Below are 26,365 nucleotides of genomic sequence, written 5' to 3'. Positions count from 1 at the left end.
CATAGTTATCGCCCTTCTCAAACTACAATTCCTTGATTTTCCATTGCCGGAACTAATTTCTTTATGACATTACGCACAGATACAAATTCCGGCAGCTCCCGCAACTTCTGGAGACGATTTATTATGGGGCCGACCGGCATATCACGGACAGAAAAAGTGCCTATACACGCAGCGAAGTTTGTCTCTCCCAGGAGATGTAACAACAAAAGATTTGCTGCATCATAGAGGTCTTCCGACTGCATTGTTTTTTTAGATGCTTTTATATACAAACAGAGATCCAATAAGCCGTAACGTTTGTTGTTCCGCCTTGCTGTAAAGTAAATATTGTCAGGATGCAATAACACGCCCTGATAAGAGAATCCATAGGGCACCTCCGTTTGAGATATAAAATTGATAAAGTTCCAGTTATCTGTTAAAGGCGCGTGGTGTGTAAGGAACATCACGTCCTCCAACAAGTCTGCATTTCCTTTTGCAGTTATTGTCAGTTGCGGGCGGGGCCCGCGTTTGAAGTTCAATAAAAACCCCAATTCTTTAGAGTAGTTCTGTAACTCGGCGAATAACCCATCCAACAATTTCTCCTTTTCATCTTGTTCTGCATTGCGGAAATTCAGGTAGACATCCTCGTTAGACATAAACCACTCCCAAAATGATTTTGCTTCTTTTATTTTAGACATTGTTTTTTATTTTTTTTGTGATCAACAATTACTTCTTTACGCCGGCGAATTCAGTTGTGTTAACAGTTTCAAAGTTAGATAAGGCATTGATAAGAGAGATAAAAAAACGCGTCGTAATATCCACAGAAAAAGAAGAGTTGTTCATATTACATGGTTCATTTTTGGTCTTGTGATGTGCTTACACGGGCCAAAATTGGTCTACATGACCATGCCTTTCACATCCCTTTACCAGGCTGTCCTTGTGCTGCTAGCGGGTTTATACAATATCTTCAAAGAAGGACTATACTGAAACACCTGGGATGTTGACTCGTCTGAGATTCGTTTGAGATTCGCCTGAGATTCGTTTGAGATAGCTTAATCCTCCCTTAATCCTCCCTTTTAAAGGGAAGATTAAGGGAGGATTAAGCTATCTCAAACGAATCTGTATGATATCTCAACCGGAGAAGAATCATATTAAACAACTTACAACCTACATATAAGGCGCCAGGTGGGATAAAGGCATCCTGTTGACCAGTGCGGGAAAATTTTCCATGAGGATCCCATCTCGTAATCTGTTACCACCTGCGAGTATTCGTGTTGTAAGAGCTCCTGCAAGTGGTGTTCTTGTGTAATAAAAAGCCCGGCAAAATACCGGGCCTCCTTAATTTCCAAATCAAAAAAACAAATTTAAAATCACTATCTCTTATCCCGTGATTCCGGATGAAATGCGATGAGATTAAACATTGCACGCATACGGCTTCTCACCTGCGGGCCATATATCGCTTCCAATTCTTCAGCGTTCTTGTTTGTAGTAGCATATGTGAGCATCCTGCAATTCACCATCAGATCATACCGGGACAGTAATACTTCTGCCATGACGTTGAAGTTATTTCCCCAATAATTGATCAACGATTCCATGCCGAGGTCGTCAAAGCAATAAGCACGTGGCGTTGAGGTACTAGGCTCAAAGGACCTATTGCTATATTTCTGTAGGATTTCAAATCCGAAATTGCCATATTCGAAGCAGACCTCCCGACAGGATTTAATGACCGGCTTGTAAGCTGGTAAAGCTAGCAGTCTCAGAATTCTGATCAGGGAGGTTTTACCGCAACCAATGGGGCCAGTAAGTAAAAGTCCTTTATTCAGATCCAGCCCTTCTGCTGCAGCGACATCATCATCACGCAGGAAATACGCCAATAACTTAGTGATCACCGGCCTGTCAATATCATCAACCTCAAACCTGCTGCCATAGTATTCTCTTCCTTTTGCAGCTACATGTTTGATCATATCGTAGTAATCATAATGGCTGACTGTAATCTTTGGTTGCTGAGTTTGTGGATTGTTGTTCTGTGCTGATTGATAGTTTCGCATTTTTAACGAGATTTATTGAGGGAGTATTTTCTATCCATTTGTTAGCGGCTGCTTTCCAATCGAGAATTGGATTACCACCCATCAACCAGCCTATAGCCTGGTTGTGGTAGAAGAACTTGATTGCCTCGGTACGGGGTTGTCCGGCGGCAACAAAAAATGCAATTGCTTCTTCTATATCTGGAATAATTTTTTTGGGTGCTGTGTCCCCTGTTTGACTCCCTGTTTTATTACTGTTTAATTGTTTAATTATATAGTGGCCCAGAATTGGGTCATTATAGGAGGCAGAATTGCCATCTGTATGTGGACTGATTTCGGTATATGTAGAGGAACAATTTTGGTCGGGGTTATGTGTCCCATTTCTCGCCAGGGGCAACATGGTAACAGCGCTTGGGGTAAAGGGGGTTTTCGAAGGCCTGTAGATGATGTAATTTAAATCGTGTAAATCCCTGAGGCACTTGGTGTAGGTAGTTTTGGAGCCGATCCCGCACAATCGCAAGACTTCTTCTTTTCTGATCTGGATAGGGTTTTCGAATTCGTGTTTGTTCCAGATCCTAAATAACGCATGATAGAGACTGATATGATTCGCATGAAGGCGATCGCTCTCGTGTGAGCTATAGAAATCATTCAGATGGCGGATATAATTGACTGAGCTTTTCATTTGCATTTACCGGTTTTGGTGAACGATGAGATACTTGTCCGCGTGATGATTGTAGACGTAGTAGTAGTGGTAGGACCGGTAGTCGTAGTGCTAGTAGAAGCGATAGATTTTTCATAATTTTTAGTTTTATTTAGTTTATACGTGATTGATAATGACGCGAATTTAAGGGTTTAGGTGATTCGGAGATGATTGTTTTGATAATTTTTTTTTGGGGGTGACAGGGGTATAAATTAAAAATGATTTTAATTTTATTAAAATTGACAATTTATTTGCCTGCTCTATAAATTCCTATATCCTAGTATCTATTGAACAATCACTGTAAGTTTAAATATATATATTTACGTTAGCTATTAAATTTAGAAATTTTAAAAAAGGATCAATGTTAATTAAGGAGTTGCAGATTTTATCGGAGGCATTGTGGGAAGCAGTTAAGCGTGACGCTGACTTCTTCTCTTCAATAACTTCATTCGTAAAGAAGTTATCGGAATTCAACTACTCAAACTTAAAAAAAGATAACTTAACCGAAATAAAAATTTATACTGACAATATTGAAGCTTTTTTTACGCGTTACCGACCAACAGGAAAAGAACTTTATTTACCCCCGGCAGCGGCATCAAATGCTTATGTTCAAAGAGAAAAAGGGTATAAAAAAGTACCTAAAATAGTGCTTAGCGGTTTATGGCTTAAAGTTGCCTATTTCAATTGCAGAGAAAAGGTCCATGTCGACGTGACTACGAAGGGAATAACTATTGAAAAGCTATCTCTCAAATCATCTAAAGCAGTATTAATACATCTTTACCAAGCACCACACAATATATTCACAATGCATGAGTATCCCGCTTTTATCTGCTGATCTTACAGTCTAATCATCTATTATCTGCTTCAATTTACTTTAAGATGGAGAGCCCCCCGCTGAAGATAGTTCATCTTTTATTTTCTGCCGATGTTGAAGTCCCCATTCAGTTAGTGCTGCGACAACCTTTTCGAGGGTATGGCTATAGGGTGTAAGTTCATACTCAATAAGTACCGGATAGCCTACCGACACTTTTTTTACAATGAAACCATTGAGCTCCATTTCTTTCAGTTCACTAGAGAGTACTCTTGCTGAAATCCCTTTCACTCGTCTTTGCAATTCAGTAAATCTATTGTTACCTCGTGCAATGGCAATAATAATCATCAGCTTCCATTTACCCCCGATAGCATATAACGCATCGCCTACTGCTCCTATTAAAACTTCACATTCCTCTGTAAACTCTTTGTTTGCCTGTTGCGTTGCTTTTCCTTCCTTCATGACCTCAATTTTAAAAAGTTAGTCGCTAACCTTTAGGTAACAGCTAATAAATTGTAATCAAATATAGGCTAATATTGCCCCTGAGAAAGGAAATATATTTAGCTTCTCTACAAACATCATCCAGTACAAAATGAATAGTACAACATTTGGCGGAACAGGCTCGGCAGGGCTTCTTCCGATAGGGGAAGGCTTTGCATAGTGAGCACAAGGTTACGACAAAACTTATCTGCATAAGGCACCGATGGTCAGCAATTGACGACCTACTTTAAACCATAATAATTTCTTAAATATTAAATAAAAAATCATGACATTGGAAATCTTAAGAACCAAAGAAGAACTAAGGAATTTAATAGACGCTTATGCATCTTTAGGCGATGAAAAGAAAATTTCGGAACAAATGGGCATATTTACACCGGATGCTGTGTATAAGGTTTATATGAACAATTCTTTAGTAGCCAATATTTCAGGAACAGAAAACCTGGAAAAAGAATTTAATGGACATGCTTCCCTGGTAAAAACTTATTTTACAATGAATGGACAGCATACTGTAAAAATAGATGGCGATACAGCGACAGGTATTTCTTTTTCTCAGCTCAAAATGATAAGAGCGTCTGAAGGGAAGGATATTATTACAGACTATAGCGTCAAATATGATGACAAATATGTTTTTCAAAATGGAAAATGGTTAATAAAAGAACGTACCGGTCACTTCCTGATTATAGAGGCAAGGCCATTAAACAGTTAGGATAACTAATAAGTAACAGCAGATATAGCTAATTCCATACAGTGGAACTAGCTATATCACCATTGAAAGGGATTTCAATCTATGGCAAGAATATTCATTACGGGATCATCAGATGGCCTTGGGCTATTATCGGCGAAAGCCTTGATAGAAAATGGGCATCAGGTCGTTTTGCACGCACGTAACAAAGAAAGGAAAAGCGAAGCGCTTAAAAAAGTACCAGATGCAGAAAGCATTTTAACAGGCGATTTGTCGGATATTGAAGAAACAAAAAGGCTTGCTCATGAAGTCAATGAGTTGGGAATGTTTGATGCTGTGATCCATAATGCGGGAGTATACAATGTTTCATCAAAGCAGATTTTCCATATCAATATCTTAGCCCCTTATATCCTTACTTGCCTAATTCAAAAGCCCAAGCGACTGATTTACTTAAGTTCAGGCATGCACTTTCAAGGAACTGCCAATCCTGATCTTTTTAAAAGTGATATTAACCGCATTACTTATTCTGATTCAAAATTACTTTTGCTAATGCTTTCTATAGCGGTGTCGCGCAAATGGACTGATGTCTATTCCAATGCTGTTGACCCGGGATGGGTGCCAACAAAGATGGGCGGACGAGGCGCGCCGGATAGCTTGCAAAAGGGCTATGAAACGCAGGTATGGCTTGCTGTAAGCAACGATGATAAAGCTAAAGTCAGCGGCCGCTATTTCTTTCATCAGATGGAAAAATCGTACAAACCGGAAGCCAACAATATCATACTGCAGGAAAGATTTCTGGACGCTTGCAGAGAGGCTACAGGGATTTCGTTCCCTGACTAGCATGTACTGACATAGCGTACTTTTAATCATCAATTGATTGTCCAATGAATATTAAAAGTCAGTACCCTGTGAGAAAAAACATAAATATTTCACTCTTATCTGCTAATATTACATCCTAATCATCAACAATATCATGTTTCAATCAGCAGCCGTTTTCTGTGGTTCAAAACCAGGAAGTGATCCTCTCTTTTCACAGCATGCAGCAACACTTGGCGCTTTACTTGCACAGCACAAAATCACACTCGTGTATGGAGGTGGCAATAGTGGACTTATGGGTATTGTCGCGAATGCGGCATTGGAAAATGAGGGGAACGTCATAGGTGTTATGCCTAAATCGCTGGTCGAAAGAGAATTCAAACATGATAGACTAACGCAGCTCCACATTGTGGAAGACATGCATACGAGGAAGAAGATGATGTACAGTCTTTGTGATGCTGCTATCATTCTTCCGGGCGGTTATGGTACGCTGGATGAAGTGATTGAAATGATGGCATGGAACAGCCTGAGTATTCATGATAAAAAAATCATTCTGCTTAACTCGGCGGGATTCTACGATCCATTGGTACAACAGTTCTTCATTATGAAAGAAAAAGGATTTCTGTATGCTGATCCCGCAAGTGCCTTTACCGTAGTCGATTCACCGGAAGCTATCTTTGGCACCAGATTATCCTGAGAAATATTTCTTCTTTTTTTTTGGGTATTTAGCACTATCATCGTAATATTGCGATATGGGAGCCAGTAAAACAGACCTTTTCACCGAACAGCAAAATGAGCTTGCCAGTATGGCGAAGGCACTTGCACACCCTGCACGTATTGCCATTCTGCAGTACCTGGTGAAGACAAATGCCTGTGTTTGCGGGGACCTGGTGGAGGAATTAGGGCTTGCCCAGGCAACGACTTCCCAACATCTGAAGGAATTAAAGAACGCAGGGATCATTCAGGGGACTATTGAAGGCGCCAGTGTATGTTATTGTATCAATCCGGCAGTGTGGAAGCAGTATAAACAATTGTTTAACAGCTTCTTCGGAGAGGTAAGCCTGGGGAATAAATGCTGTTGATTTTTTTTGCCCCTATTCATCGTAATATTACAATAATACTTTAAACTCCATTTTATGTCAAACGATCAGCAAATCAAAGACATGGTGAAACAGAAGTACAGTGAGATCGCTTTACAGGATAAAGCCGACAACCAGGCATCCTGTTGCGGTTCCGGCTGCTGCTCCACAGAAGTATATAACATCATGAGTGATGATTATAGTGCGCTGGAAGGGTATCATGCAGATGCGGACCTGGGGCTGGGGTGTGGCCTGCCTACCCAGTTTGCCCAGATCAAAAAGGGTGATACTGTGATAGACCTTGGCAGCGGTGCAGGGAATGATTGCTTTATAGCCCGACACGAAACAGGTGAAACGGGTAAAGTGATCGGCATAGACTTTACGCCTGCCATGATAGAAAGAGCGCGTACCAATGCGGCAATACGTGGGTTCAATAACGTCGAATTCCGGCAGGGGGATATTGAAAACATGCCGGTTTCAGCTAATGTAGCTGATGTAGTGGTCAGCAATTGTGTGTTGAACCTTGTTCCCAATAAAGATGCTGTCATAAAAGAAATTTACCGGGTGTTAAAACCTGGTGGTCACTTCAGTATTTCCGATATTGTACTGGAGGGAGATCTTCCACCAGCGATACAGGAGGCGGCGGAGATGTATGCAGGCTGTGTATCAGGCGCCATACAGCAACAGGCTTATCTTGGTTTAATCCGTGACAATGGGTTTGCCAATGTTACCGTACAGAAAGAGAAAGCTATTATTATACCGGATGATATCCTGTCCGGATATCTATCTGCAGATGAGATAAAAGATTTCAGAAACGGTCAGACGGGTATATATAGCATCACCGTATATGCAGAGAAACCCTCAGCGGAGGCGCCCTGTTGCGCTCCGGGCTGCTGTAATTAACGCTAAATAGTAAAACAATGTCAGCTAATAATTGCGCGCCGGCGCATGAACGGAAAAAGCTAAGTTTTTTGGACCGTTATCTTACCCTTTGGATATTTCTCGCAATGGCACTAGGTGTAGGCATGGGGTATTTCATGCCAGGTGTTCCTGCTTATATTAATCAAATGTCCAGCGGCACCACCAATATTCCCCTTGCCATTGGCCTTATCCTGATGATGTACCCGCCTCTGGCAAAGGTACGTTATGAGAAAATGGGAGAAGTGTTTAACAACACCAGGGTACTAGGTGCTTCGCTGTTGCTGAACTGGATTATAGGTCCCATACTTATGTTTATACTGGCGATAGTTTTCCTGCATGGTTACCCGGAATATATGGTCGGGCTTATTCTGATTGGCCTGGCCCGCTGCATTGCAATGGTGATTGTATGGAATGAACTTGCGGAAGGTAGCCGGGAGTACGCCGCAGGATTAGTGGCCTTAAACAGTATTTTCCAGGTGTTGCTGTACAGTGTGTATGCTTACGTATTCATCACGGTATTACCCCCTTTATTCGGCATGAAAGGGTTGACTGTAAACATTACCATTGGTGAAATTGCCAAAAGTGTAGCTATTTACCTGGGGATACCTTTTGCCGCCGGTCTTATCAGCCGATATGCACTTATAAGTATTAAAAGCGAAGAATGGCTGACTAAAAAGTTCATTCCCTTTATCTCTCCTATTACTTTGATCGCATTATTGTTCACCATCGTTGTCATGTTCAGCCTCAAGGGACAGTTAATCGTACAAATCCCCATGGACGTTGTACGCATAGCGATACCACTGGTGCTATACTTTGCAATTATGTTCCTGCTGAGCTTTTTTATTGGCAAAGCGTTGGGAGCTGACTATGCGCGCAATGCGTCCATCGCCTTCACTGCTACCGGCAACAACTTTGAACTGGCAATAGCCGTTGCTATCGGTGTATTTGGCATCAATAGCGGTGAGGCATTTGCAGGCGTGATCGGACCATTGGTAGAAGTACCTGCCCTCATTGCCTTAGTAAATGTCGCCTTTGCGTTAAGAAGGAAGTATTATTTAAACAATCAGATTCAAAACGCCTAAACCTATTCATATGAAAATTGCATTATTTAGTGACATACATGCCAACCTGCCTGCCCTGGAAGCATTCTTTAAAGATGTGGAAGCCCGTCGTCCGGACGCCATTTATTGTCTGGGTGACCTTGTAGGATACAATATCTGGCCTAATGAAGTGATTAACGAGGTGCGCAGACGCGGCATTCCGACTATTGCAGGCAATTATGATTTTGGTATTGGCAGGAAAAGCAACGATTGCGGCTGCGCCTATAAAACAGATGATGAAAAGGCCAATGGCGCTGTGTCCATTTCCTTTACCAATGAGATCATAAAGGACGAGGAGCGCAGATACCTGCGCACCTTACCAGCACACATCAAAGTGGAATTTCAGTTAAATCAGGATAAGCTGAACCTCCTGCTGGTGCATGGCAGTCCGCGAAAGATAAACGAATACCTGTTTGAAGACAGGGACGAAAAAAGCCTGCTGCGCATTATGCAGGATGCAGACGCAGATATTATGTGCTTCGGTCATACCCATAAACCCTACCATCGTGTTTTACCTGCGATACCGGAAGAAAACCAGCATTACAGGCATGCAATAAACATCGGCTCTGTTGGCAAACCTAAAGATGGCGACTCCCGCGGTGGATATGTACTGCTACATATCAATGAGGATAGCAGTATTTTTAACAAAGACACCGTGCAGGTGGAATTTGTACGTTTTGAGTACGATGTAGAAAAAGCCGCCAAAGCTGTAGAAAGCAGTCCGCTACCCAACGCATATGCCGAAAGCCTGCGTAAAGGCGTTTAACATTCCATTTAAAGCCAATATAAGCCGGAGAAATCCGGCTTTTTATTTGAGCGTTAAGCCTCGCTCCTGCTTTTTTGGGTAATTAAAACTATCATTGTAATATCGCGATACGAGGTAAACAGATCTTTCATCAACAGTCTATGCAGAAAATCTAATGCCACTATTTGCTGCAGGCCAGACTGCTGCACAAAATAAGTATTACGTATGCAGATCATTTCCATGCAACCTGCACATTGGGAGCAGGTAAAAACTATCTATGAAAGCGGCATTGCCACCGGTAATGCAACATTCCAGACCAGCGCTCCTTCCTGGGATGAATGGGACAAAGCCCATACGCAACACTGCCGGCTGGTAGCTGTTGAAGATGATACCGTTCTGGGATGGGCTGCTCTCACACCTGTATCCGGCCGTTGTGTATACGCTGGTGTGGCAGAGGTTAGCGTATATATCGGGGAAGCTGCCAGAGGGAAAGGAATCGGTAGTAAGCTGTTGCAGGCGCTGATCAATGAAAGCGAGGGGCATGGGTTCTGGACTTTACAGGCGGGTATATTTCCGGAGAATGTGGCGAGTATCAGGCTGCACGAACAACAGGGGTTCAGACAGGTAGGCTATCGGGAAAAGATAGGACAGATGAATGGCATCTGGAGAAATACTGTACTGATGGAAAGAAGAAGTAAGATTGTGGGGTTAGAATAATTCCGTACTGGGCGTGAGCAGATCAAAGCGTATTCCAGGCAGTTTGTCGAAAATAATCTCTAAGCAGGTAAATTAGCAGGTAAGAACTTCAGGTAATGAGTCAGGAAAACTTTTATGATGTAATTGTTATTGGAGGAGGTCAAAGTGCGCTGGCAACAGCTTATTATTTAAGAAGGACGAATCTTCGCTATGTTTTGCTTGACAAGGAAAACGAAGCGGGAGGATCCTGGCAGCATGGATGGGATTCTCTCACCCTATTTTCTCCCGCACAATGGAGCTCATTGCCCGGCGTTATCATGACAGGAGGAAGTGACAAATATCCTACAAGAGATGAAGCGCTTACCTACCTGCGGCAGTATGAAAGCAGGTATCAGTTTCCTGTAATACGGCCTGTTGAAGTAACCCGCGTTATCAAAGAAGACGGTTTGTTTATTTTATCCACCAATCGGGGCACCTATACTTCGCGGGCTGTGATAAGTGCTACCGGAAGTTATTCGAATCCCATCATTCCTGATATCCCCGGCAATTCTCTTTTTAAAGGCACGGTCATTCATTCTGCTGATTACCGTAGTCCGGCGCCATTTACAGGCAAGCGTGTAGTAGTGGCCGGTGAAGGTAATTCCGGTGCCCAGATACTGGCGGAAGTATCTAAGGTTGCTGAGGTATTATGGACCACCAGGAATGCGCCTTCATTCCTTCCTGATCATGTAGATGGCCGCTATCTCTTTGATGCCGCTACGGCGCTTTATAAAGCCCGGCAGGAAGGCAACAATTATCAACCGCCCTCGCTTGGTCATATTGTACAGGTGCCACTTGTGCGCGAGGCAATTGAAAGAGATGTTTATCATGCACTACCCTCTTTTGATTATTTCTATGAGGAGGGTATCGGCTGGCATGACGGCCGGCGGGAAGCCGTTGATGCCGTTATTTTCTGCACCGGTTTTCGGTCTGCGTTACAGCATCTGGCATCATTAAATATCTTTCAGCCAGATGGCAAGATCCATACACATGAAACGAGAGCCATCAATCTTGCAGGGCTCTGGCTGGTGGGATACGGCTCCTGGACAGGGTTCGCGTCTGCCACATTGATCGGAGTCGGGCGTACCGCTAAAAAGACAATAGATGAAGTAGTGTTCTTTTTGAAGGGTCACTTTCATTGATCCTACCGGAGCGGGAAACAAATAGCACTATTATCAAAAGATAGAAAGCCGTATATTAGGTACACTACCGATGAGCGTATGTTACACTATCCATCTGTAGTGGATATACTATTTATTTCACCAGTAAATCTGAATGATGTACTCCCGCTTCGTGCTTACAATTTGCCTTCTTGTATCAGCTACAACTTCTTTCGGACAGGATAAATGGAAGATCAATGCCGAAAAGATTGACGCATCCAATTACTATGGTTTAACCGCTGCCAATGGGATGATCGGTATTGTATCTTCACCGGAACCTTTTAAAGTGAAAGATGTAGTGCTTGCAGGTGCTTATGACCTGTATGGCCGTGGCAGGGTGAGTAACTTCCTGAAGAGCTTCAACCTGCTGAATATGTATCTTGAAGTGGATGGCAAAAGAGTAGATGCGAAGTCTGTAAGTAACTTTCGACAGTCGCTCGATATGCAGCATGGAGGTTTTAGCACCTCATTTGATTATACAGATAAAGCGGCTGTCACAACAAGCTATTATGCCTTACGCCATTTGCCTTTTACGGTGCTGATGGATGTAGCAATAACCGCTAAAAAAGATATCGCTATTACCGGTGCAAGCGTCATGGAAGCACCGGATGCACTACGTGATGTTCAGAATTACTACAATGAAATAGACAGGCCGCATGTAACAATATCGCTGCTTACTTCTACCGCCAAAAGTCCTACGGGTAAATTGCTCATGTGTGCTTCCAATACTTTTTTATTTACGGAGCCGCATGGTAAAGAACCTAAGGTCATTCATGAGATGTGGGACAACAACATGCACCTGATGAAGTTTACACGCCTCATTAAGGCGGGTGAAACTTACCATTATTCTATTGCTGGTTCTTCCATTACATCTGCACAGCATGATGATCCTTTGAATGAAGCGGAACGTATGACACTCTATGCAAAGCTCGAAGGCCGGGAAAGGCTGATCAGCTTTCATAACAAGGCCTGGGATGATTTATGGAAGAGCGATATTACTATTGATGGCGATGCACAGGCGCAACAGGACGTACATAGCATGCTATATCATTTGTATGCGTTCAGCAGGGAAGGTATAGGCTATTCTTTATCGCCCATGGGATTGTCTGGCCTGGGTTACAACGGCCATGTTTTCTGGGATGCGGATCTATGGATGTACCCCGCTTTATTAGTGCTTCATCCGGAGCTGGCAAAGAACATGGTGGAGTATCGTTATAAAAGACTTGATGCAGCAAAGCGCAATGCATTTTCTCACGGCTTTAAAGGCGCCATGTATCCATGGGAAAGTGCAGAAAGTGGTGTGGAAGAAACACCTGTATGGGCATTAAGCGGTCCGTTTGAACATCATATCACTGCTGACGTAGCCATGGCTGCATTCCAGTATTACAACGTAACACAGGACAAAGAATGGCTGAAAGAAAGAGGCTGGCCGATACTTTCAGCCACAGCAGACTTCTGGGCAAGTCGCGTGGAGCGTAATGGCCCTGGCAAATATGATATTAAAAATGTAGTAGCCGCAGATGAATGGGCTGAGAACGTTGATAATAATGCATTCACCAATGCTGCAGCAAAAGCCAATCTTTATGCTGCTATTGAAGCCGCGAAATTGTTGGGTATTACACCTGATGCGGACTGGAAAAATGTTGCCGACAATATTCCTGTTTTAAAGCTCGACAATGGAATAACGAAAGAGCATGCGGCATATAACGGAGAAGGCATCAAACAGGCGGATGTAAACCTGCTGGCGTATCCTTTAAAAGAAATTGCAGACGCTTCACAGATAAAAAAGGACCTGGACTATTATTCCACGCGCGTACCCAATGAAGGTACTCCTGCCATGACACAGGCCATTTTTGCATTGTTGTATGCAAGACTTGGGGATGTAGACAAAGCCACTCACTTCTTTAAAGATTCCTACGAACCTAACCTGAATCCGCCATTCAGGGTGATTGCGGAAACAAAGGGCGGTACCAATCCCTATTTTGCCACTGGTGCCGGTGGTATTCTGCAATGTGTGATGATGGGCTTTGGCGGACTAGACATCACCTCTCAGGGGATCAGACAGGTAAAATCTGTTTTACCTGCCGGCTGGAAAAGTCTGACTATAACAGGTGTCGGACCAGATAAGAAAACTTATACTATAAAAAAGTAGGTATAATAAATCTGAACTTTATAACAAACTAAATTGAACTTTGCAACAAACCTGGGCCATTTCTAACGCTGTAATTTTGGGTAAAATTTAAAACAAAAGATTATGGCTAGAGTTTGGTTTATTACGGGCAGTTCGAGGGGATTAGGAAGAAGTCTGACCACTGCCGTACTGGCAAAAGGAGACCTGGTAGCAGCTACGGCAAGGAATCCTGCACAGCTGGATGACCTGGTACAGAAATATGGCGACAATATCCTGCCTGTTCAACTGGATGTAACAGATTATAAGCAGGTATATAAAGCGGTAGAAGATACTATTGCACATTTCGGCCGTATTGATGTGCTGGTAAACAATGCGGGTTTCGGCATCGTTGGTGCAGCTGAGGCATTCACAGATGAACAGGTACGCAGTCAGTTTGAAACAAACCTGTATGCGCCTGTAGAAATTACAAGAGCAGTACTTCCTCATATGAGAAAACAACGTTCCGGCAGGATATTGCAGGTGAGTTCTGTAGGTGGGCGCATCACCAGCATAGGATTAAGCATATACCAGAGTGCCAAATGGGGATTATCCGGCTTCAGTGAGGCACTGGCAAAGGAAGTGGGACCACTGGGTATAAAGGTGACATCCGTAGAACCAGGCGGATTCCGTACAGACTGGGCAGGCACTTCCATGAGTGTAGCACCGCATGTGGAAGGTTATGAATCTACCGTTGATAGCAGGGCGGAGATCTTTAAGAACAATCAATTCATCCCTAAAGGAAATCCTGACAAGGCAGCAAAGGTACTGGTTGAGCTGGCAGATCATCCGGAGCCACCTGTACACCTCGTTTTAGGGAGTGACGCCACTAATCTGCTGAAACAGGCAGATGCTGTAAGACGGGAAGAGCTGGATAAATGGCTTACGGTAAGTGAATCTACAGACGAGGATAATACTAAATAATAATTTCTAGCTTTGTTATACCTGGCTGTCAGGGGGCAGCCAGGTCATTTACTCTGGATATGAACGAGCAAAAACCACTGAAACAGATCACTTATTCCTGTTATTACAATCAGACGAGAGAAGGTGAACAATTTGTGCCTGAACATGTGTTCAGTTACCAGATAGCTGGTACACTTACGATGTCGGATGGGGATAAACAGTATACTTTCCATGAAGATTGTTTCAGATTAACCAGAAGAAACAGCCTGATAAAATTCACCAAGCAGCCGCCTGCAAATGGTGAATATAAAAACATCTCCGTTTACCTCGATCAGCAGACACTCAGGAGTTTTGGTATGGAGTATGGGTATACTTCGGAGAAGCATCTGCAAACGCCGCCGGTCATGTTGTTACACGCCCATCCTCTTCTGAAGAGTTATATAGATTCCCTGCAGCCCTATGACGCATTGATGCATGGTAACAATGAAGTGCTGTTGTCATTAAAGGTAAAAGAAGCGATTGCCATAGTGCTGCAAACCAATCCGGCGTTAAAAGACATACTATTTGACCTGACAGAACCCGGGAAGATCGACCTGGAAGCCTTTATGAACAGGAATTTTCATTTTAATGTGCCGCTGGACAGGTTTGCTTATTTAACCGGGCGGAGTTTGTCGACCTTTAAGCGGGATTTTGAAAAGACATTTAATGCCACTCCGGGCAAATGGCTGCAGCACAGAAGATTACAGGAAGCGCATTACCGGATTAAAGAAAAAGGCGAAGCCCCATCTGATGTGTATATTGATGTAGGATTTGAAGATCTCTCCCACTTCTCTTTTGCGTTCAAGAAAATGTATGGACTAGCGCCCAGTAAGATCTGATATTATCAGCAGGCAGCCAACTCTCTCTGCGCAGAACCCTGTTTAATTCACTGATAATCTTTCTGTAAGCAACTGCACTGTAAAAGGTGTAAAAAAACACCTTTTAGAATACTAATATTATTAGTAATATTGCTAAACAAATTAGTTGTTCGTATTCATTCAGTAATCAGGTATGCCAGCAGTAAAAGCAGATATTATTTCACAATTGCAGCAAGACATCCTTCGCATGCAAGGGTTCAGGTCAAAGCTGACCGATACGGTGCCAGATATAGATCTGGGGCCTGTGAACACTGCTTTTCCGAATGCTATTTTCCCGACAGGCGCTGTACATGAATTTCTCTGTGCCTTCAGGGAGCATGCTGCTGCAGCTACTGGTTTTGTAAGCGCCCTGGCTGGCAATCTGATGCAACGCGGAGGCGCCTGTATCTGGATAAGTGTAGCCAGGACGCTCTTCCCTCCTTCCCTGAAGACCTTTGGTATAGAGCCTGACAAGGTCATTTTTATAGATCTGCAACGGATAAAAGACGCACTCTGGGCATTGGAGGAAGCGCTTAAATGTGACGGTATTGCAGCGGTGATTGCAGAGATACCGGAGATCAGCTTTACACAATCGCGGCGCCTGCAACTGGTAGTTGAACAAAGTAAGGTGACGGGTTTTATTCTCCGTACATCTACCAGGGCGGCCAGTACAACAGCCTGTGTAACGCGGTGGAAGATCACTCCATTGTCCAGTGAGCTGGAAGATGGTATACCGGGTGTTGGCGCTCCCCGCTGGCATGTAGAACTGCTAAAGGTACGCAATGGGCGTCCCGGGGCCTGGAAGATGGAATGGACAGATGGGAAATGTGTAGTTATTCCGGACAATGCTACTCCTGTTATTGTACAGGAACAGCAATTAAAGGCAGGGTGATATGTCGAAGCGTTTTATGTCGATATGGTTCCGTCATCTGCTGACTGACTGGCATGTACGCAGGCAACCTGCCCTGCAGCACATGCCCTTTGTGCTGGCAGCACCTGTTCATGGCAGAATGATCATCACTTCGGCCAGTCCGGCGGCTGAAGCACAAGGTATCAGGACTTCCATGCCGCTGGCAGATGCCAAAGCGATCGTTTCTTCCCTGCAGGCATTTGATGATGAACCTGAACGGGGCGCTCAATTGCTGAAAGCACTGGGTGAGTGGTGCATCCGTTATACACCTGTAGTAGGAATAGACCTGCCAGATAGCCTTATCCTGGATGTAAGCGGTTGTACGCATCTCTGGGGAGGAGAACGACCTTACCTGAAAGAGCTCATTACGAAACTCCGCGCCATTGGTTATGATGTGCGCGGCGCGATGGCTGACACCATCGGCACAGCCTGGGCAGTAGCCCGTTACGGAAAAATCACCCCTATTATCGATAGCGGAGAACAGGCAGATGCATTGATGCGACTGCCTCCTGCTGCTTTACGACTTGAAGAAGACATACTCGCCCGTTTGCAGAAACTGGGATTGTACCAGATCGGCAGTTTCATGAATATGCCCCAATCTGTATTACGCAGGCGTTTTGGTCAGCCATTGTTAATACGGCTTGGCCAGGCACTGGGATATGAGACAGAGGCTATTGCCCCTCTTTACCCGGTACCTCCCTATGAAGAACGCCTACCCTGCCTGGAACCCATCCGTACAGCTCCAGGTATTGAAATAGCCCTGAAAGTATTACTGGAACAACTCTGCCTCCGTTTACAGAAAGAGGGCAAAGGGCTGCGTACGGCTGTCCTTAAAGGGTATCGCGTAGATAACAGGATGGTACAGACAGAAATCGGTACCAGTCGCGCGTCCCATCATCCGGAGCATCTTTTCCGGCTATTTGAGTTGAAAATCCCGACGATAGAGCCTGCTCTGGGTATTGAACTGTTTACACTGGAAGCATCAAAGGTAGAAGACGTAGCCTCGGAACAGGAAGTATTGTGGATAGGTAATCCTGGTTTAAAAGCACCAGCGGTTGCAGAACTACTGGACAGGCTGGCGGGCAAGATCGGGGAAGACAGCATCCGCCGTTATCTGCCGGCGGAACATTACTGGCCTGAACGGTCTATACAACAAGCTACTTCCCTGGAAGAAAAACCTGCTACTGCATGGCGTACTGATAAACCCCGTCCGGTGCAGTTATTATCAAAACCTGAACCTGTTGAAGTGACCGCACCGATACCGGATTATCCGCCTATGTTATTCCGCTATAAAGGTAAACTGCACGAGATCAGGAAAGCGGACGGGCCGGAACGGATAGAACGGGAATGGTGGCTGGAGAAAGATGGTGGGGAACACAGAGATTATTATACAGTAGAAGATACGGAAGGACAACGTTACTGGTTGTTCAGATCGGGGCATTATTCGGGAAATCAGTCCCAATGGTTTATTCATGGCTTTTTTGCATAGATAAAGGGATGTTGTATGGGTTATATTGATCTGCAGGTGACTAGCAATTTCAGCTTCCTACGGGGAGCATCTCATCCGGAGGAACTGGTGGAACAGGCAGCGGCTTATGGATATAAGGAGATCGCTATTACTGACAGGAACACACTGGCGGGTATTGTGCGTGCGCATGTTGCCGCCAAAAAGAAGGAGATGCGTATCATTGTTGGATGCAGGCTGGATCTGATGGATGGCCCCAGCCTGTTGGCTTATCCTACTGATAAAGCAGCGTATAGCAGACTTTGCAGACTATTGACAACAGGGAATCTGCGGGCAGAAAAGGGAGAATGCCATCTGTACAAAAAAGACGTGTATGAACATGCAGACGGGATAAAATTTATCGCCGTTCCGCCGGAACAACTGACAACATCTTTTGATTTTGATCCCCTCTTTAAAGAGGCATTGAAGGAGTACCGCAAGCATTTAGGTACACAGGTTTATCTGGCAGCGACCCGTACTTATCTGGGGGATGATCAGAAGAAACTATACCAGCTTTCACAATTGTCTTCGACATTTCATATTCCACTGGTGGCGACCAATGACGTACATTATCATCAATCAGAGCGACGACAACTGCAGGATATACTGACCTGTGTACGTGAAAAATGCACGATCTACAATGCAGGATTCCGGTTACATCAGAATGCGGAAAGATATGTGAAACCTATTCCTGAAATGCATCGCCTGTTCCGTCAGTATCCTGATGCAGTCAGGCATACACAGGAAATTGCCCAGGCCTGCCAGTTTTCATTGGACAGTCTGAAATATGTTTATCCCCATGAGCTTACGACAGAAGGCCGTACGCCACAGGAAGAACTTACACATCTTGCCTGGCGGGGCGCCAAAGAGCGTTTTGGAGAGAATATCCCTGAAAAGATCTCGTCTGCCATCCGGTATGAACTGGCGTTTATGGAAGAGATGAATTATGCATCTTATTTCCTCACGGTATATGACATTGTACGTTTTGCCAGAGATAAGCAGATCCTTTGCCAGGGACGCGGTTCTGCGGCTAATTCCACGGTGTGTTATTGTCTTGGTATTACATCAGTAGACCCGACACAAATAGACTTGTTGTTTGAACGCTTCATTTCTTCTGCACGTAATGAGCCACCCGATATTGATGTTGACTTTGAGCATGAACGCAGAGAGGAAGTCATGCAATACATCTATAACAAGTATGGCCGGGACCGCGCTGCTATCGTCGCCACTGTCACTCAGCAACACCACAAAGGGGCTATCAGGGACGTAGGAAAAGCGATGGGATTATCCGTAGATACTATCAATCGATTATCTTCCTCTATCTGGCATCATTCAGATGAAGAGTTCAGTGAACAGCGTGTCGCAGAACAGGGATTAGATACGAATGACCCTCACCTCAAAAAAGTCATGGAACTGACGGAACAGATGGTAGGTTTCCCCCGGCAGCTGGGACAACATACAGGAGGTTTTGTTATTACTGAGGATAAACTTTCCGACCTCTGTCCTATTCTGAATGCGCGTATGGAGAACAGGACATGTATTGAGTGGAATAAGGATGATATTGATGCACTGGGATTTCTTAAGATAGATGTACTTGCGCTGGGGATGCTGACTTGTATACGAAAAGCGTTTGATCTGGCGAAAGTGCACCATCATAAGGATTTCACATTGGCCAATATACCACCAGAGGAGAAAGAAGTATATAAGATGATTAGCCGTGCGGATACTATTGGCGTGTTTCAGATCGAAAGTCGTGCGCAACAGTCTATGCTGCCGCGTTTGAGACCTGAAAGATTTTATGATCTCGTGATTGAAGTAGCCATCGTACGACCGGGGCCTATACAGGGAGGAATGGTGCATCCTTATCTGCGCAGGCGTAATGGAGAAGAAGATCCGGATTATCCTTCAGAAGAATTGAAAGGGATACTGAGCAAAACAATGGGTGTTCCACTCTTCCAGGAACAGGCCATGCAGATCGCTATGGTAGCGGCAGGGTTTACAGCAGCAGAAGCAGATGAATTGCGCCGTAGTATGGCAACATTCAAGGCAAAGGGGATTGTCAGCAAATTCGAAAAGAAACTGATCGAGGGGATGAAAGCAAAAAATTACAGTGAAGAATTTGCCCGCCGTATTTTCAAACAGCTGGAAGGGTTTGGTAGTTATGGATTCCCGGAGAGCCATGCGGCCAGTTTTGCGTTACTGGTATATGTATCCTCTTATCTCAAGTGTTTCCATCCTGATGTATTTGCCTGTGCTTTACTGAATAGTATGCCTATGGGATTTTATCAGCCGGCGCAGATCGTGATCGATGCCCGAGAACATGGTGTGGTAGTGAGGCCGGTGGATGTTAATCACTCTGACTGGGATAATACTTTAGAGGAAATAGTAGATGCTAAATGCTGCGCTTTACGGCTCGGATTCCGTCAGATAAGGAGTTTACAGCAGGATGAGATCAAAGTGCTCGTATCTGCCAGAAAAACACCCTTTACAACGATCCTGGCCATCCGGGAGGCAGGTATCTCACAGACTACTCTTGAAAAACTGGCTGACGCTGATGCGTTCCGGTCATTAGGATTAGACCGGCGACAGGCATTATGGGAAATATCTGCCCTGGGCGACCGTCCTATTGGCATGTTTACCGGCGGACAATCAGAAAGTGCTATTGAAAAGCCGGTAGATCTTCCGAAGATGACAGATGCAGAACATGTAGTACATGATTATAGTGCGCTGTCCCTGTCTTTAAAAGCGCATCCGGTAAGCTTTGTGAGGGAGAAACTCAGTATGCTGCATATCAGCTCCGTCAAGGAACTGGAAAACATGACTGATGGTATGCCGGTGAGGGTAGCAGGTCTTGTGCTGGTGCGGCAACGACCGGGAACAGCCAGTGGTATCTGTTTTATTACTATTGAGGATGAGACAGGACATGCTAACCTGGTGGTATTTCAGAAGCTCTATCAGCAATTCAGGAAAGAGATCCTGCAATCCAAACTACTGATGGTGGAAGGGAAAGTACAACGTGAAGGGGAAGTGATCCATGTTATTGTAAAACGCTGCTATAACCTGACGAAGTTATTGCATCAGCTGACAGCGGTCAAAGAAGAAAATATGTCAGGGGTGTTGCCATCAGCGGAAATGGAGAAAGGTATGCTCTTTACGGAAGACAAACCTACAGAGATTCAAGGAGATACGCAGGAGATCAGGATCCCGGGGGCAAGGAATTTCAGATAGCCCTGGCAGGGTGTAGGAACTGGCAGGATATATGCAGATATAATGGTATCTTTTGTTAAAACGACATCAATGAAAAAGTATTTTGCCCTGTTGTTAGCTTCCCTATCTGGTATGATGACGCAGGGTTATGCCCAATATGATAATCCTGCCACTTTTGCTGATATGATCTCCAAAGAATGGAAATTAGCATTCTACGGAGACAGTGCTAAAAAGCAGGCACCTTCTTCCAAACAGCTGGAAGACAGAATGATCTTTTATAAAGACAATCGCGTGTTGTCTATTGAAAACGGGAAAAAAGAGAACGGCAACTGGCAATATGATCCCAGCAAAAAGCTGTTAACGATCACAGACAACCAAACCAGGGAACAGACCCAATTCCAGGTAATAAAACTGAACCAGGCGCAGTTTGTAATTGGTTATAAAGACCCGGAAGGCGTCCTGCTGGAAATACATATGCTGCCGGTTAAAAAATAGGCTATTTGCCCGCTACTTCGATCCATACAGGCGCATGATCACTTGACTTTTCCCAGCCGCGCACATCACGGTCAACACCCGCTGCTTTGAGGCGTTTATCGAAATGATGACTCAGCAGGAAATGGTCAATACGTAAACCGGCATCACGACCGTACGCATTCCTGAAATAATCCCAGAAGGTATAAATCTTTTGATCCGGATATAGTTTGCGGATAGCATCTGTCCAGCCCTGTGACATTAACTCCTGAAAAGCAGCCCGTGTTTCTGGTCTGAACAGGGCATCGTCCACCCAACGTTCCGGTTTATATACATCGTGTTCCGTGGGAATGACGTTATAATCGCCGGTGAGTATGACAGGAAAATCTTTGGACAGCAGTTCTTTTGAATGGGCTATCAGGCGTTTGAACCAATTGAGCTTATAATCAAATTTAAGTCCCGGTGCTGGATTACCATTAGGCAGGTACAGACAACCCAGCACAAAGTCGCCGTTGATCACCGCTTCAATATATCGGCTATGGGTATCTTCCTCATCTCCGGGCAAAGCACGTCTCACCTCTTCTACAGACATATTGCGGCTTAAGATGGCCACTCCATTCCAACTTTTCTGTCCATGCCAGATGGCATTGTAACCAGCGTCTTTTATGGCGGCTTCAGGGAATTTCTCCTGCGGCGCTTTCAGCTCCTGTAAACAGACAACGTCCGGCTGCTTCTCTTCCAGCCAGCGAAGTAAGACAGGTAAGCGTCCGTTGACGCCATTGACATTATAAGTAGCTATCTTCATAATAATCGTCTTGGTTCAATTGCGTATTTACTTCCTTAGCGAAGATAAGGCTTATGCAAGATCATACCGCCAAGCTGGGCTTTGTTTATAACTTGCGATTGAAAAAGGCCATAAATTTGCAGGATGGAACATTTGCTGAAACATTTCTTTTCGAAGACGATAGGATGCGTGGATTTTGACACCACGACGGTTGATGACATCAGATATGACGATTACAACCCCTTCATTAAGATCCTTTTTATTGAAGCGGGTGCTGAGGTAATGGTGGATTTTCGGGAATATACGCTGGAGCAGGATGCGCTGTTCTTTATAAAGGATGGGCAATGGTATAAATTCTCCGGCAAGGGAACCTTACTATATTATAACCGCGATTTCTACTGTATACAGATCCATGATAAGGAAGTGGCCTGCGACGGTCTCTTATATAATAATGTGTATGAAATACCTGTGGTATTCCTGGATGCAGAAGCCTCCCGGCAAACCAGACAGCTGATACAGGAAATAAAACAGGAAGCGCTTCATGAGGAAAGTAGTATGGAAGAAATGATCCGTATTTACCTGAAGCAGCTCATTATACGTTCCACCCGTATGTGGAAGAAAACCCATGACCTGGCAGATAGTAATATAGCGCAGGAGGTAGAGTTTATCAGGAAATTCAGCCAGCTGGTAGAAGCTCATTATACTACGCATCATAATGTGGCCGACTATGCCAACCTGTTAAACATCACTCCCAAAGCGCTGAGTAAAAGAATTTCAAGGCATAGTTCCAAAAGTCCCAATGATATCATCAAGGAGCGTATTATCCTGGAGGCGAAAAGACTGTTGATACATACAGATCTTAGCGTAAAAGAGATCGGTTATAAGCTGGGATATGAAGATCCCGCCTATTTTGTGCGTCTTTTTACCAACCAGGCAGATACATCCCCTCTCCTTTTCCGAAAAAAATACACGGAGGGGGAAAAAGTACAATAAGTGTCGTCATTCGTGCATTGTTCCCCTTTGCCTGCTGCCGTAGTTTTGTGTTATCAAATTAAAACAATCACATTCAACGACACACAAAATGAAAAAGCAAGTACTTTCTCTCGTGGCTTCAACTTTAATAAGTATAGGCGCAATAGCACAGAATGTTAATCCTGACAATGATCCTAATATTGACAGTCATACCAAGGCGTTCCTCCACGCTTTAAATAATAGTGGTGGAGCACCGCTGGAAACATTGTCTCCTAAAGATGCCCGTGCAGTATTAATTGGCGCACAATCGAGCGTGAAAGTGGATATTTCCGGTATTACAGTAAGTGAAAAGACGATCACACAGGATGGACAGACTGTAAAACTGCACATCGTCCGTCCCGAAGGCGCTAAAGGTGTATTGCCGGTATTTATGTTCTTCCATGGCGGCGGATGGGTATTAGGTGATTTCCCTACTCACCAGCGCCTGGTACGTGACCTGGTAGTAACATCAGGTGCTGCAGCGGTATTTGTTGATTATACACCTTCTCCTGAAGCGCATTATCCGGTAGCTATCAATCAGGCTTATGCAGCCACTAAATGGGTAGCCGCTAATGGTAAAGAAATTAATGTAGATGGAAAGCGCCTGGCAGTAGCTGGTAACAGCGTTGGTGGTAATATGGCGGCTGTAGTAGCGCTGATGGCGAAAGATAAAAATGGTCCTGCCATTAAATTACAGGTACTCCTGTGGCCTGTGACAGACGCTAACTTTGAGACCGGTTCTTACAACCAGTTTGCAGAACAGCGTTTCCTGACTAAAAACATGATGAAATGGTTCTGGGATAATTATACTACCGACCTGGCAGCAAGAAAAGAAATTTATGCTTCACCGTTACAGGCAACGCTGGAACAACTGAAAGGCTTACCTCCTGCACTGGTGCAGACTGCCGAAAACGATGTATTGCGTGATGAAGGCGAAGCATATGCCCGCAAAATGGACGCTGCAGGTGTGACAGTTACAATGGTGAGACACAATGGCGCCATCCATGACTATGGTCTGCTGAATCCTATTGCAAACACACCGACTACACGCTCAGCAATGTTGCAGGCAGGCAATGAATTGAAAGTTTACCTGAGATAAGCGACGGTTCACTAAAAAAAGGGCAACCCCTGACGGTATTTCGAATACCGTCAGGGGTTGCCGCTGTTTTATATATCCCTATCCATGAAAATAATCCAGACAACCGTAACAATCCACTTAATGTGGAATTATTACAGGGCGGATTCCTCTCCATGCACCTTCGCAGCAGCCAGTAAGATCGAACACGAATAAGTATTATATTTGGCTACACCAAAACCCGGATATGTTACACATCGGTCTTATAAGAGAGGAGAAACAACCACATGATAACAGGGTAGCATTTACGCCACAGCAATGTCAGTGGATCATCAAACACAACCCACAGGTAAGTTTTACTGTTCAGCCATCTGCCTGGCGATGTTTTACCGATGATGAATATACAGCTGCCGGTATTCCTCTTTCTGAAGACCTTTCCCATTGTGAGGTGTTGTTAGGAATCAAGGAAGTTCCTGCAGAAAAACTGTTAGCCGGTAAAAAATACCTATTCTTTTCCCATACACGTAAAAAACAGCCGCATAACAAGCATATGTTGCAGACCATCCTGCAACGGGATATTACCCTGATCGATTATGAATGCCTGGTGCATGAAGACGGTCAGCGGATATTGGGATTCGGGTTCTTTGCCGGGGTGGTGGGTGCACATAATGGACTGCTGACCTATGGGAAAAAGACCGGCCTGTATAACCTTGTACCGGTACATCGGTGTCATGATTTTAAAGAGCTGATCAATCATTATTTTGGAGCCAAGCTGCCCCCGTTGAAGATCGTTATTACGGGCTCAGGCCGCGTGGCTGCCGGTACACTGGAAGTGATGGGATTATTGGGCATCAAATACATTCCACCGGAGGAGTTCCTGATCAATACCTATGCTTACCCGGTATATACACAACTCAAGGCAGGGGAACTATACCTCCGGAAAACAGATAAAACATATAGCAGGGAGGACTTCCATCTCCATCCCGAGCAATATGATTGTCGCTTCCTGCCATTTGTGACGGCTACAGATATTCTTATGAACGGTATTTACTGGGATCACCGCATTCCGCCATTGTTCACCTGGAATGACCTGGCAAAAGATAATTTCCGCATTAAGGTCATCGCAGATATCACAGATGACACGAATGGCTCTATTCCTTCCAATCTGGGAGATTCCAGTATTGATGATCCTGTATATGGCGTAGACAGGCATACAAGACAGCAGACAGCTCCTTACCTGCCGGATACACTGGATATGATGTGCGTCAGCAATCTACCTAATGAACTTCCGCGGGATGCGTCGCAGTACTTTGGCGACCAGCTGATGAAGTATGTGTTTGATGAATTACAGCGGCCTGATAGCGCGGTTGTTTATAATGCTACTATTGCGCATAATGGTGACCTGACAGAGCGGTTTGAGTATCTGAGGGACTATGTAGAGGAATGAGGAAAACTACAGGTATAAATAATACGGCTGCAACAATGAAACAAATGCCGGTGTATAAACCTGCTGGTCTGCTTCTCTGATAGCCATAGATGCCACTTGGGGTTTGTTTTGTTCCCGGCCAAAGATGCCTATGCTGCGGAAATACGCATGCCGTTCACTCTGTTTCACATGTACTACTTCCTTTAAATAAAATCCTGCAGCACCGGCCAGCGTCACAAATTCGCCAAAAGGACGATAGGGTAATAAAATAGAGAACTCCCCTCCTTCCGCCAATTGCCTGTCAATTACCGTCAACAGGTCATTATAGTCCAGCGTAGTGGCATGCATCGCCTGGTTACGCAGGTGATTGCCGCTTTTCAGATCTGATTCGTAAAAAGGAGGATTAGTGATGATGAAATCGTATTGTACATCCCCAGCCATCTCCCTGGCATCCGTTTCTATCACCTGCAGTCGCTCGCTCCAGGGAGAAGCAATAAAGTTTGACCTCGCCTGACCAGCAGCGGCAGCATCCAATTCTATAGCGGTGATGGTTGCGGACGATAGTTGCTGCGCCAGCATCAGGGATAATAAGCCGGTACCTGTGCCGATATCAAGTATACGCTGTATCCCTGGCTTATTTGTCTGTAGATATGCGGCTGTACTAGCGCCCTGCAAACACGCATCTGTACAGACCTTCATAGCGCAGGCCTCCTGGTGTACCGTGAATTGTTTAAAACGGAAATAGTGATTCGCCATCGTCT

The 26,365-nt window shown here is 44.5% G+C and carries 26 protein-coding genes; 20 read left to right on the top strand and 6 right to left on the bottom strand.

Going from position 1 to position 26,365, the window contains the following annotated elements:
* Positions 1-17 precede the first annotated feature (17 nt).
* The 3 genes from CLV42_RS18160 to CLV42_RS18150 all read right to left on the bottom strand — a co-directional run bounded on the left by CLV42_RS18160 (position 18) and on the right by CLV42_RS18150 (position 2,682).
* Positions 18-674, bottom strand: coding sequence for a hypothetical protein (locus tag CLV42_RS18160; protein ID WP_106603350.1), 657 nt, complete (start codon positions 672-674; stop codon positions 18-20).
* A gap of 675 nt (positions 675-1,349) precedes the next feature.
* A complete protein-coding gene (locus tag CLV42_RS18155; RefSeq protein ID WP_211303478.1) occupies positions 1,350-1,940 on the bottom strand; it encodes a hypothetical protein in 591 nt (196 codons plus the stop codon).
* A gap of 10 nt (positions 1,941-1,950) precedes the next feature.
* Positions 1,951-2,682, bottom strand: a complete 732-nt coding sequence (locus CLV42_RS18150; protein WP_146154416.1) for a hypothetical protein — start codon at positions 2,680-2,682, stop codon at positions 1,951-1,953.
* Positions 2,683-3,061: 379 nt separating this feature from the next.
* On the opposite strand from CLV42_RS18150, the gene CLV42_RS18145 reads away from it, so the two are divergent.
* Positions 3,062-3,535, top strand: a complete 474-nt coding sequence (locus CLV42_RS18145) for a hypothetical protein (protein WP_106603347.1) — start codon at positions 3,062-3,064, stop codon at positions 3,533-3,535.
* Between the two features lie 39 nt (positions 3,536-3,574).
* Here the strand turns inward: CLV42_RS18145 and CLV42_RS18140 are convergent, their stop codons facing one another.
* On the bottom strand, positions 3,575-3,973 hold the full coding sequence (locus CLV42_RS18140) for a winged helix-turn-helix transcriptional regulator (RefSeq protein ID WP_106603346.1): 399 nt from the start codon (positions 3,971-3,973) through the stop codon (positions 3,575-3,577).
* 304 nt (positions 3,974-4,277) lie between these two features.
* Between CLV42_RS18140 and CLV42_RS18135 the strand changes: the two genes are divergently transcribed.
* The 16 genes from CLV42_RS18135 (at position 4,278) to CLV42_RS18060 (ending at position 21,332) form a co-directional block, all read left to right on the top strand.
* Positions 4,278-4,718, top strand: a complete 441-nt coding sequence (locus CLV42_RS18135) for a nuclear transport factor 2 family protein (RefSeq protein WP_106603345.1) — start codon at positions 4,278-4,280, stop codon at positions 4,716-4,718.
* A gap of 81 nt (positions 4,719-4,799) precedes the next feature.
* Complete coding sequence (locus tag CLV42_RS18130; protein WP_106603344.1) at positions 4,800-5,534, top strand: SDR family NAD(P)-dependent oxidoreductase; 735 nt, start codon at positions 4,800-4,802, stop codon at positions 5,532-5,534.
* A 133-nt stretch (positions 5,535-5,667) separates the two neighbouring features.
* Complete coding sequence (locus CLV42_RS18125) at positions 5,668-6,207, top strand: LOG family protein (RefSeq protein ID WP_106603343.1); 540 nt, start codon at positions 5,668-5,670, stop codon at positions 6,205-6,207.
* 55 nt (positions 6,208-6,262) lie between these two features.
* Positions 6,263-6,592, top strand: coding sequence for an ArsR/SmtB family transcription factor (locus tag CLV42_RS18120; protein ID WP_106603342.1), 330 nt, complete (start codon positions 6,263-6,265; stop codon positions 6,590-6,592).
* Positions 6,593-6,646: 54 nt separating this feature from the next.
* Positions 6,647-7,492 carry an arsenite methyltransferase gene (locus CLV42_RS18115; protein ID WP_106603341.1) on the top strand — a complete coding sequence of 282 codons (846 nt, stop codon included), beginning with the start codon at positions 6,647-6,649 and terminating at the stop codon, positions 7,490-7,492.
* Between the two features lie 17 nt (positions 7,493-7,509).
* Positions 7,510-8,592 carry an ACR3 family arsenite efflux transporter gene (gene arsB / locus CLV42_RS18110; RefSeq protein ID WP_106603340.1) on the top strand — a complete coding sequence of 361 codons (1,083 nt, stop codon included), beginning with the start codon at positions 7,510-7,512 and terminating at the stop codon, positions 8,590-8,592.
* Positions 8,593-8,602: 10 nt separating this feature from the next.
* Positions 8,603-9,376 carry a metallophosphoesterase family protein gene (locus CLV42_RS18105; RefSeq protein WP_106603339.1) on the top strand — a complete coding sequence of 258 codons (774 nt, stop codon included), beginning with the start codon at positions 8,603-8,605 and terminating at the stop codon, positions 9,374-9,376.
* Positions 9,377-9,580: 204 nt separating this feature from the next.
* Positions 9,581-10,072: a GNAT family N-acetyltransferase gene (locus tag CLV42_RS18100; protein ID WP_106603338.1), complete on the top strand. Its 492-nt coding sequence runs from the start codon at positions 9,581-9,583 to the stop codon at positions 10,070-10,072.
* Between the two features lie 95 nt (positions 10,073-10,167).
* On the top strand, positions 10,168-11,232 hold the full coding sequence (locus tag CLV42_RS18095; RefSeq protein WP_106603337.1) for an ArsO family NAD(P)H-dependent flavin-containing monooxygenase: 1,065 nt from the start codon (positions 10,168-10,170) through the stop codon (positions 11,230-11,232).
* A 136-nt stretch (positions 11,233-11,368) separates the two neighbouring features.
* Positions 11,369-13,402, top strand: coding sequence for a glycoside hydrolase family 65 protein (locus CLV42_RS18090; RefSeq protein ID WP_245901680.1), 2,034 nt, complete (start codon positions 11,369-11,371; stop codon positions 13,400-13,402).
* A gap of 102 nt (positions 13,403-13,504) precedes the next feature.
* Positions 13,505-14,341 carry an oxidoreductase gene (locus CLV42_RS18085; protein WP_106603336.1) on the top strand — a complete coding sequence of 279 codons (837 nt, stop codon included), beginning with the start codon at positions 13,505-13,507 and terminating at the stop codon, positions 14,339-14,341.
* 59 nt (positions 14,342-14,400) lie between these two features.
* Entirely contained in the window at positions 14,401-15,198 is a 798-nt protein-coding gene (locus tag CLV42_RS18080; RefSeq protein WP_106603335.1) for a helix-turn-helix domain-containing protein, read from the top strand.
* 172 nt (positions 15,199-15,370) lie between these two features.
* Positions 15,371-16,108 (top strand): ImuA family protein, encoded by a 738-nt coding sequence (locus CLV42_RS18075; protein ID WP_106603334.1) that lies wholly within the window; start codon positions 15,371-15,373, stop codon positions 16,106-16,108.
* 1 nt (position 16,109) lies between these two features.
* Positions 16,110-17,615, top strand: coding sequence for a Y-family DNA polymerase (locus CLV42_RS18070; RefSeq protein WP_106603333.1), 1,506 nt, complete (start codon positions 16,110-16,112; stop codon positions 17,613-17,615).
* A gap of 15 nt (positions 17,616-17,630) precedes the next feature.
* The gene (locus CLV42_RS18065; protein WP_106603332.1) at positions 17,631-20,858 is read left to right on the top strand and encodes an error-prone DNA polymerase; all 3,228 of its coding nucleotides are present in this window, start codon (positions 17,631-17,633) and stop codon (positions 20,856-20,858) included.
* A 69-nt stretch (positions 20,859-20,927) separates the two neighbouring features.
* The gene (locus CLV42_RS18060; RefSeq protein WP_106603331.1) at positions 20,928-21,332 is read left to right on the top strand and encodes a hypothetical protein; all 405 of its coding nucleotides are present in this window, start codon (positions 20,928-20,930) and stop codon (positions 21,330-21,332) included.
* A gap of 1 nt (position 21,333) precedes the next feature.
* Here the strand turns inward: CLV42_RS18060 and xth are convergent, their stop codons facing one another.
* Complete coding sequence (gene xth, locus CLV42_RS18055; protein WP_106603330.1) at positions 21,334-22,113, bottom strand: exodeoxyribonuclease III; 780 nt, start codon at positions 22,111-22,113, stop codon at positions 21,334-21,336.
* A 123-nt stretch (positions 22,114-22,236) separates the two neighbouring features.
* On the opposite strand from xth, the gene CLV42_RS18050 reads away from it, so the two are divergent.
* The 3 genes from CLV42_RS18050 to CLV42_RS18040 all read left to right on the top strand — a co-directional run bounded on the left by CLV42_RS18050 (position 22,237) and on the right by CLV42_RS18040 (position 25,625).
* Positions 22,237-23,085, top strand: a complete 849-nt coding sequence (locus CLV42_RS18050) for an AraC family transcriptional regulator (RefSeq protein WP_106603329.1) — start codon at positions 22,237-22,239, stop codon at positions 23,083-23,085.
* Positions 23,086-23,173: 88 nt separating this feature from the next.
* Positions 23,174-24,202, top strand: a complete 1,029-nt coding sequence (locus CLV42_RS18045; protein WP_106603328.1) for an alpha/beta hydrolase — start codon at positions 23,174-23,176, stop codon at positions 24,200-24,202.
* A gap of 223 nt (positions 24,203-24,425) precedes the next feature.
* Positions 24,426-25,625: an NAD(P)-dependent oxidoreductase gene (locus CLV42_RS18040; RefSeq protein WP_106603327.1), complete on the top strand. Its 1,200-nt coding sequence runs from the start codon at positions 24,426-24,428 to the stop codon at positions 25,623-25,625.
* Positions 25,626-25,631: 6 nt separating this feature from the next.
* On the opposite strand, the gene CLV42_RS18035 is transcribed toward CLV42_RS18040, so the two are convergent.
* Positions 25,632-26,360, bottom strand: a complete 729-nt coding sequence (locus tag CLV42_RS18035) for a tRNA1(Val) (adenine(37)-N6)-methyltransferase (protein ID WP_106603326.1) — start codon at positions 26,358-26,360, stop codon at positions 25,632-25,634.
* Positions 26,361-26,365: the final 5 nt, after the last annotated feature.

It is taken from the genome of Chitinophaga ginsengisoli (assembly GCF_003014595.1).
Classification (GTDB): domain Bacteria; phylum Bacteroidota; class Bacteroidia; order Chitinophagales; family Chitinophagaceae; genus Chitinophaga; species Chitinophaga ginsengisoli.
The sequence above is the reverse complement of the archived record's forward strand: the minus strand, read 5'-3'. Positions and strand labels throughout refer to the sequence as shown.

Coding starts and splice junctions, on each gene's coding strand:
- CLV42_RS18060 (WP_106603331.1), top strand. CDS start 20,928: ATGAAAAAGTATTTTGCCCTGTTGTTAGCTTCCCTATCTGGTATGATG.
- CLV42_RS18140 (WP_106603346.1), bottom strand. CDS start 3,973: ATGAAGGAAGGAAAAGCAACGCAACAGGCAAACAAAGAGTTTACAGAG.
- CLV42_RS18065 (WP_106603332.1), top strand. CDS start 17,631: ATGGGTTATATTGATCTGCAGGTGACTAGCAATTTCAGCTTCCTACGG.
- CLV42_RS18120 (WP_106603342.1), top strand. CDS start 6,263: ATGGGAGCCAGTAAAACAGACCTTTTCACCGAACAGCAAAATGAGCTT.
- CLV42_RS18045 (WP_106603328.1), top strand. CDS start 23,174: ATGAAAAAGCAAGTACTTTCTCTCGTGGCTTCAACTTTAATAAGTATA.
- CLV42_RS18135 (WP_106603345.1), top strand. CDS start 4,278: ATGACATTGGAAATCTTAAGAACCAAAGAAGAACTAAGGAATTTAATA.
- CLV42_RS18080 (WP_106603335.1), top strand. CDS start 14,401: ATGAACGAGCAAAAACCACTGAAACAGATCACTTATTCCTGTTATTAC.
- CLV42_RS18095 (WP_106603337.1), top strand. CDS start 10,168: ATGAGTCAGGAAAACTTTTATGATGTAATTGTTATTGGAGGAGGTCAA.
- CLV42_RS18085 (WP_106603336.1), top strand. CDS start 13,505: ATGGCTAGAGTTTGGTTTATTACGGGCAGTTCGAGGGGATTAGGAAGA.
- CLV42_RS18075 (WP_106603334.1), top strand. CDS start 15,371: ATGCCAGCAGTAAAAGCAGATATTATTTCACAATTGCAGCAAGACATC.
- CLV42_RS18070 (WP_106603333.1), top strand. CDS start 16,110: ATGTCGAAGCGTTTTATGTCGATATGGTTCCGTCATCTGCTGACTGAC.
- CLV42_RS18150 (WP_146154416.1), bottom strand. CDS start 2,682: ATGAAAAGCTCAGTCAATTATATCCGCCATCTGAATGATTTCTATAGC.
- CLV42_RS18130 (WP_106603344.1), top strand. CDS start 4,800: ATGGCAAGAATATTCATTACGGGATCATCAGATGGCCTTGGGCTATTA.
- CLV42_RS18160 (WP_106603350.1), bottom strand. CDS start 674: ATGTCTAAAATAAAAGAAGCAAAATCATTTTGGGAGTGGTTTATGTCT.
- xth (WP_106603330.1), bottom strand. CDS start 22,113: ATGAAGATAGCTACTTATAATGTCAATGGCGTCAACGGACGCTTACCT.
- CLV42_RS18050 (WP_106603329.1), top strand. CDS start 22,237: ATGGAACATTTGCTGAAACATTTCTTTTCGAAGACGATAGGATGCGTG.
- CLV42_RS18090 (WP_245901680.1), top strand. CDS start 11,369: ATGTACTCCCGCTTCGTGCTTACAATTTGCCTTCTTGTATCAGCTACA.
- CLV42_RS18100 (WP_106603338.1), top strand. CDS start 9,581: ATGCAGATCATTTCCATGCAACCTGCACATTGGGAGCAGGTAAAAACT.
- CLV42_RS18035 (WP_106603326.1), bottom strand. CDS start 26,360: ATGGCGAATCACTATTTCCGTTTTAAACAATTCACGGTACACCAGGAG.
- arsB (WP_106603340.1), top strand. CDS start 7,510: ATGTCAGCTAATAATTGCGCGCCGGCGCATGAACGGAAAAAGCTAAGT.
- CLV42_RS18155 (WP_211303478.1), bottom strand. CDS start 1,940: ATGATCAAACATGTAGCTGCAAAAGGAAGAGAATACTATGGCAGCAGG.
- CLV42_RS18105 (WP_106603339.1), top strand. CDS start 8,603: ATGAAAATTGCATTATTTAGTGACATACATGCCAACCTGCCTGCCCTG.
- CLV42_RS18125 (WP_106603343.1), top strand. CDS start 5,668: ATGTTTCAATCAGCAGCCGTTTTCTGTGGTTCAAAACCAGGAAGTGAT.
- CLV42_RS18115 (WP_106603341.1), top strand. CDS start 6,647: ATGTCAAACGATCAGCAAATCAAAGACATGGTGAAACAGAAGTACAGT.
- CLV42_RS18145 (WP_106603347.1), top strand. CDS start 3,062: ATGTTAATTAAGGAGTTGCAGATTTTATCGGAGGCATTGTGGGAAGCA.
- CLV42_RS18040 (WP_106603327.1), top strand. CDS start 24,426: ATGTTACACATCGGTCTTATAAGAGAGGAGAAACAACCACATGATAAC.